Genomic DNA, 6,355 nt, shown 5'->3' with positions numbered 1-6,355 from the left:
GCTTTAACAGCGTCTATTTCTACTGGGGGTTTGAAATAACTAATTTTAGGTAAATCAAAATTAATAACATTTTAAATATTTGAAATTATGAAAAAGAATATCGCCATATTAGCAACAAACGGTTTTGAAGAATCAGAATTAGCATCGCCTAAAGCGTATCTGGAAGAGCAAGGTTGGAATGCAGATATCGTCAGTTTGAAATCTGGAACTATCAAATCTTGGAAAGACGGAAATTGGAGCAAAGAATATAATGTTGATGTCGTATTAGATCAGGCAAATGAAGCAGATTACGATGCTTTGGTTGTTCCAGGAGGAGTAATAAACCCTGATTTATTGAGAAGAGAAGAAGCGGCTGTAAATTTTGTACGTTCCTTTTTTGAAAGTAAAAAACCAGTAGCCGCTATTTGCCACGGACCTCAAATTCTGGTAGATGCCGATGTTTTACAAGGTCGAAAAGTAACTTCGTTCTTCTCTATTAAAAATGATTTGAAAAATGCCGGAGCACAATGGGAAGACTCAGAAGTAGTCGTAGACAACGGATTAGTAACCAGCCGAAACCCGAATGATTTGCCCGCTTTTAATAAAAAAATGGTGGAAGAAATTAAAGAAGGAATACATGAGCGCCAGAGAGTCTAAAAAAGAAATTTCTATTTAGATTTATCAAATTATAAAAAAATGCAGGATCATATTTTGATCCTGCATTTTTTTTTGTTGAATATTGTGGGGCTTTGACCTCGATCATCCTAAAATTTGTTTCGTCGTTTTGCTTCCAGTTTGTCATTTCGACCGAAGGGAGAAATCACACTCGTACATCTACAAAGATTGGCGAAATACTTTGTAGAATTTCTGGTGTGATTTCTCCTTACGTCGAAATGACAATTTCAGAACTAACAAACATTATGAGATATATGTTTTTATTCAAAATGAAAATTAAGAAATTCAAAAGTTTCATTAAAACTTCTTATCAATTCAATTTTCTTATCTCTTCGCCATTTTTTTAATTCTTTTTCTCGGGCGATTGCTTCCTGTATCCAAGTGAATTTTTCGTAATAAACTAAAAACTGAATATTATATTTTGCTGCAAAACTGTTTATATTCAAGTCTATGTTTTCTTTATGTTTTGCCAATCTTTGTTTTAAATTATTGGTTACACCAATGTAAAAAGATGTTCGATGTTCATTTGTTATGATGTAGATGTAATAAGTATGAAAGCCAAGTTGCAGATTAAACATTGTATTTTTTGTACGAATATACATGTTTTTAATTCTTATTTGTCATTTTCGAGGAACGAGAAATCTCCACAAGTAGCTCGACAAAGATTAGAAATGAATAGCCCCTAGTTTTAACTAGGGTATTTGATAAGATTTTATAATAATAGGCTTTAGCCAAAATGCGCATTTGGCTAAAGCCTTTTTTCTCGCTTTTATTTATACCTCTAGTTAAAACTGGAGGCAATTGATTTTTTAAATAAAATGAGGATAAATCTTTGCGTTCCTCTGGTTGAAACCGGAGGCTATGTTTTAAAATGATTGTGGAGTTTCTCCCGATGCCTCGGGATTGCTCAGCCTGACAAATGTTTAAGTACAGTTTGTCATCCTGAGGAACGAAGGATCACACGCGCATATCGACAAAGATATTCGATTTAGTTTGCGTCCCGAAGCTTCGGGATCGCGAAGATTTCTCCTTACGTCGCAATGACAAAAATGCGATAAGTACCTCCTGAAATATAGATTTCTTATATTTGATAAAAGTAATATATTAATTGAGAGAAAAATCTTTCTTTTTAAAAAAGTTTTTCTCTACATTTGAAGCTCTTAAATCTTCACATTTAAAATAAAGTAAAATTTGCCTTTATGGTTTGACAAGTAATTCACGTTACAATGTCTTACCAAAGGCTTTAATTCACTAAATGGAAGACATGAACAAAAACACCCTTTCCAAAGAAGCCGAAACAAGGCTGATTGATTTTTTTAACCATATTATAGATCCCGAAGATATGGCTAAAGTCTTAAGACAAGTAAATTGCATTTTAGCTCTCGGCGTAATGCGACAACACGAAACCCTCCAAATTGGACTAACCAATTTTGAAGATAATTATTATTGGCTCAATGAATTGGCAGAGATTTTGAATCCTTATTTGAGTGAGGAGTAAGGTTCATAAAATGGAAAAACCTCGATTTTTAAATAAATCGAGATTTTTTGTTTTTAGAAATAGAATATGTTCATTGGTTTGCGGGCACGGATTACAAATCCGCGCTATCGGGTTCTTTAGTTTGGCAAGCGAGACTAATTACAGCGTTTATAATAATTTGATTTATATTAAATATTTTCTTTCTTTGTTTGGCACAAACCAAAGCATTTACAGAATTTAAAACTTTTTAGTTTTAATGGTTTAAGTGCTTTTTTTTAATCTAATAAATAATTTAATTAATTCTATGAAACATTTTTATTTAGTACTTTTTATTTTTCTTTCAGCATTTAAGTCAATTGCTCAAAAAGTAAATATTCAAATTATTACAAAGAGTAATGATACGATAAAAGATTATAAAATAGATGGAAATTATTCATCTGAAAATTTAATGGTTCTTGACTTAGAAAATAAATTGAAAGTTTATGATGCGAGCAATAAAAAGAAAGAATTTTTACCTACTGAACTGAAATCTTTTGCTTTTACGAATGATGGTAAACTAGTTGAGTTTATCACTATTGAGGATAAAGTATTTGGATTATTACTTTACTCAAATAAGCTTAAATTATTCAAAGTAATAAAACCAGGTCATACAGCAGTGAATTTTTATGTGGTTGAAAGACCTAATAATGGTAAAATATCCTATATGGAAGCAATGGGCTTAAGCAGATTGGTTTCGAAAAAAGTTATTACTCGAGAGATGTCAGATTGTCCAGTAGTTTTAGAAAAGGTGGAAAAAAAGATTTTAAAGATTAATGGTCAAGAAGGAGTAATTGAATTAGTGAAAAGTTACGAAGCAGATTGTTTTTAAAGCTATTCTTTGTCACTCTATCGTAGAATAAAATAAAGTTATTGAAAGAAAAATCTTTCTTTTTAAAAAATTTTCTCTACATTTGAAGTTCCTAAAAAATTACGACTTTAAATTAGAGCAAGATTTGCCCTTGTATTATGTGTACGGTATCGGAAACGACCGTAAACGCCGTCGTAAGCGTTAGGAACACTTAGATGCAAGGGTTTTTATATTCCTAATATTACGACATTATGAATTCAAACACCCTTTCCAAAGAAGCCGAAACAAGGCTGATTGATTTTTTTAACCATATTATAGATCCAGAAGATATGGCTAAAATCTTAAGACAAGTAAATTGCATTTTAGCTCTCGCCGTAATGCGACAACACGACACTCTCCAAATTGGACTAACCAATTTTGAAGACAATTATTATTGGCTCAATGAATTGGCGGAGATTTTGAATCCTTATTTGAGTGAGGAGTAAATTGTAAAAATGAAAAACCTCGACTTTTTAAGGTCGAGGTTTTATTATTTATATACGATAATCCTTTTCAAGTAAAGATTTTATTTCAATAAACTCCTCAATGTAATTATTTTTTACTGTATGAAAATTATCACCATAATTATTTAGAATTATTTCATTTGAAGGCTCATAATCCAAATTTTCTAAATGATAAATTCTGACCTGAGATAATATTTCGTCTAAATTTTGTAGTGAAAAATAATGACTTTCTTCGTCCATTTTTAAAATTATGTTTTCGATGTGATTTATTAAAATATTTTTTATTTCATCTGAAATTATAAACTCATTAAAATTAAGAAAGGCAAACATGTCTATAAATATATTATCGATGTTTTGAACGAGTTCCCTTTTTAGTTCAATAAAATATTTATTATCATTTTTTAGTTCGTCAAAGAGGAAAATATAAAATACCAACAAAAAGCCATCTTTGACCCAAAGCTTTCCATATTTATATTCTAATTTACTTTCAGAAGGCATACATTATTGATTTTAATAGACGAACGTTATTTGTGAAAATCAAATTTATAAAAAGTTTATCGTTTTCCTAGTAACTCTCGGCGTAATGCGACAACACGAAACCCTCCAAATTGGACTAACCAATTTTGAAGACAATTATTATTGGCTCAATGAATTGGTGGAGATTTTGAATCCTTATTTGAGTGAGGAGTAAAGATTTATTAAATTTAAAAACCTCGATTTTTTAAGGTCGAGGTTTTAAAACAGTGTTTGGAGAATTTAAATCAATTTGTATTTGGCTTTTTTAAGGTTTTAAATTCTTTATCGATTATTTTATCTAATTCTTGGATCATATTTTCATTACCATATAAATATCGCATAAATCGAATACCATCAATTTTAATATCAACACTGTATTCATCATTTCTTATCCAAGTGTATTGGATGGCAAAGATAGCATTAGCCGTTTTTACTTGTCCATATTGAATATAAGAAACTTCAATTCCTACAGGAATCATATTTCTGTCAGATATTGAGACTATCGAATCTTTATGAGTTGAATTAGCAAGGACTAATTTTTCTAAATAGGCTTTTAACATAGTCATATGAAAATTGAAATCTGGCCCATCGATGTTCCATTTGTTTGACTTTTTAAAAAATAATTTTTCCGAAAAATAAGCAGTTGCAATTTCAAGTTTGACATCTTCCGTAAAAGGTTTCATTTTTGCAATCGAGGTAGAATCATTAATCTCAAAATGCCAAATAGGTAGTTCTTTTTGAGATTCTTGTTTTAAAGATAATTGCAGTTGATAATTAGAAATCTCTACGCTTTTGTACGTTAGATAAATAATATACAATCCAACAATAATACCAATAGCTTGAATAGTTGGTTGATAATTGTCACAAATCTTATTTAATTTTTTAATGTTTTTTTTTATTGAAGCTTTTATTTCTTTCCAATTTAGAGTCATAATTTTATAATGATTTTAAAAGCTAGATTAAGCATTTATTTTTAGATGTTTTGGCAAACTTGAATACCAACGAATAATACTATAACTAGCTTTATGCATAAAGTGATTTAGCTCAGGTAAGTCATTTATTTCAATTTCACTTCCTTTAATATCATAATTTGATTTCGCATGAACAATTGAATTTCTGGTTTGATAAAGAATAGCTCCTAATTCATTTACAATTCTATCTTTAGTTTCAGTTTTTGAATTATATTTTAATTCATTTTGTTTCAATTTTTTCTTCACAGTTTGTGGCAAATCATCATAAAGATCGACTAAATCAAATGCCGTATTTATTAATGATTTTATTAATTCACTATCTCTAACACTTCGATCATAGTTTTTAGCCAATTCAAAAATAGATGCTATAAAATTTGCGTCATGAGTTAAGGCTTTTGAAGATGATAGCTTTAATTTCATTGACTCAAAAGCTTCTATTTTTGCTTGTATTGGCGCGTAATATTCAAAAATTTTATAATATGATATAAATTGAAGATCAGGACTTAACTTTTGATTTGCATTTAAAAATAAGTCCATTCCATAATTATATTCTTCAAGAGGAATATTATATATAAAGTCAGTCGAATGCAAAATATCAATTTTAGCGTCGTCGAAGTCATATTCCTTTTGCAACATATAAGTAGAAAATTCAAAACTAATGTTATGAGCGTGTGACAATTCAAACATAAAAATTTTTATTAGTTCGTTTTCTTTTTCTTCCGAAAGTCTAGAATCAAAATCGGGATAATTTATCTCAATAGCTAAATGGCTTGAGCATGGGGGATTATAATCGTTGTAATTGTTTGATTTCACTGCTCCAATGCCAATTAATAATGGATTTTGAACGATATTAATATAAATGTTTTCTGGAGTTTGCTTATAAAAAAGACCTAAAGCGAGTAAATAGTAAAAATTTGATTTAGAGGAAATTTGAATTACTTTTTGAGTAATTGTATTAGTTGTAACTTTTGAACAATCCTGATAAAATTTTATTGAATCTAGTTCATCTAGATATATTTCAATTTGATCAATTGAGTATTCTATCGATTCTTCTTCTTCATGAGGAAAATGCAGATAAATACATTCAAACATATTGTCATATTCATAATCAAATTCCTTGACTTCTAATTCGTTTACAACTTTTTTTTTAAATTTTTCAATAATATTGCGTTCTTTTTGAGTCATCAGTTTATAAAAGTTTTTTAGATATTGTAGGAAGAATAAACAAATATATTATTTCAAACAAAAAAAGTACCTTCAAACTTAAAAAAGTTCTTAGGTATTCTAAAAAAAAACTAAGGTAGTTATGATAAGGAATCATGTGGGCTATTTTGCTAAAAAAAACAAAAAAAAGGACAGTCCTTCCAATTAAAGAAGAACTGCCCTT

General features: G+C 29.2%; 8 protein-coding genes. 4 read left to right on the top strand and 4 right to left on the bottom strand.

Features of this window, described 5'->3' with window-relative positions; genetic code table 11:
- The first annotated feature begins 87 nt into the window (after positions 1-87).
- A complete protein-coding gene (locus BSF41_RS17690) occupies positions 88-636 on the top strand; it encodes a type 1 glutamine amidotransferase domain-containing protein (RefSeq protein WP_095930822.1) in 549 nt (182 codons plus the stop codon).
- Between the two features lie 278 nt (positions 637-914).
- Here the strand turns inward: BSF41_RS17690 and BSF41_RS17685 are convergent, their stop codons facing one another.
- Positions 915-1,232, bottom strand: a complete 318-nt coding sequence (locus tag BSF41_RS17685) for a GIY-YIG nuclease family protein (RefSeq protein ID WP_095930833.1) — start codon at positions 1,230-1,232, stop codon at positions 915-917.
- Positions 1,233-1,918: 686 nt separating this feature from the next.
- Between BSF41_RS17685 and BSF41_RS17680 the strand changes: the two genes are divergently transcribed.
- The 3 genes from BSF41_RS17680 (at position 1,919) to BSF41_RS17665 (ending at position 3,463) form a co-directional block, all read left to right on the top strand.
- On the top strand, positions 1,919-2,152 hold the full coding sequence (locus tag BSF41_RS17680; RefSeq protein WP_095930832.1) for a hypothetical protein: 234 nt from the start codon (positions 1,919-1,921) through the stop codon (positions 2,150-2,152).
- 283 nt (positions 2,153-2,435) lie between these two features.
- Positions 2,436-2,999 carry a hypothetical protein gene (locus BSF41_RS17670; RefSeq protein WP_095930820.1) on the top strand — a complete coding sequence of 188 codons (564 nt, stop codon included), beginning with the start codon at positions 2,436-2,438 and terminating at the stop codon, positions 2,997-2,999.
- Between the two features lie 230 nt (positions 3,000-3,229).
- On the top strand, positions 3,230-3,463 hold the full coding sequence (locus BSF41_RS17665) for a hypothetical protein (protein WP_095930819.1): 234 nt from the start codon (positions 3,230-3,232) through the stop codon (positions 3,461-3,463).
- Between the two features lie 48 nt (positions 3,464-3,511).
- Here the strand turns inward: BSF41_RS17665 and BSF41_RS17660 are convergent, their stop codons facing one another.
- The 3 genes from BSF41_RS17660 to BSF41_RS17650 all read right to left on the bottom strand — a co-directional run bounded on the left by BSF41_RS17660 (position 3,512) and on the right by BSF41_RS17650 (position 6,153).
- Entirely contained in the window at positions 3,512-3,979 is a 468-nt protein-coding gene (locus BSF41_RS17660; RefSeq protein ID WP_095930818.1) for a hypothetical protein, read from the bottom strand.
- A gap of 263 nt (positions 3,980-4,242) precedes the next feature.
- The gene (locus BSF41_RS17655) at positions 4,243-4,929 is read right to left on the bottom strand and encodes a hypothetical protein (RefSeq protein WP_095930817.1); all 687 of its coding nucleotides are present in this window, start codon (positions 4,927-4,929) and stop codon (positions 4,243-4,245) included.
- Between the two features lie 27 nt (positions 4,930-4,956).
- Positions 4,957-6,153 (bottom strand): hypothetical protein, encoded by a 1,197-nt coding sequence (locus BSF41_RS17650; protein ID WP_095930816.1) that lies wholly within the window; start codon positions 6,151-6,153, stop codon positions 4,957-4,959.
- Between the last annotated feature and the right edge of the window lie 202 nt (positions 6,154-6,355).

The sequence above is a fragment of the Flavobacterium sp. ACN2 genome, assembly GCF_002303885.1.
Lineage (GTDB): Bacteria > Bacteroidota > Bacteroidia > Flavobacteriales > Flavobacteriaceae > Flavobacterium.
This window is presented reverse-complemented; position numbering and strand designations above follow the sequence as displayed.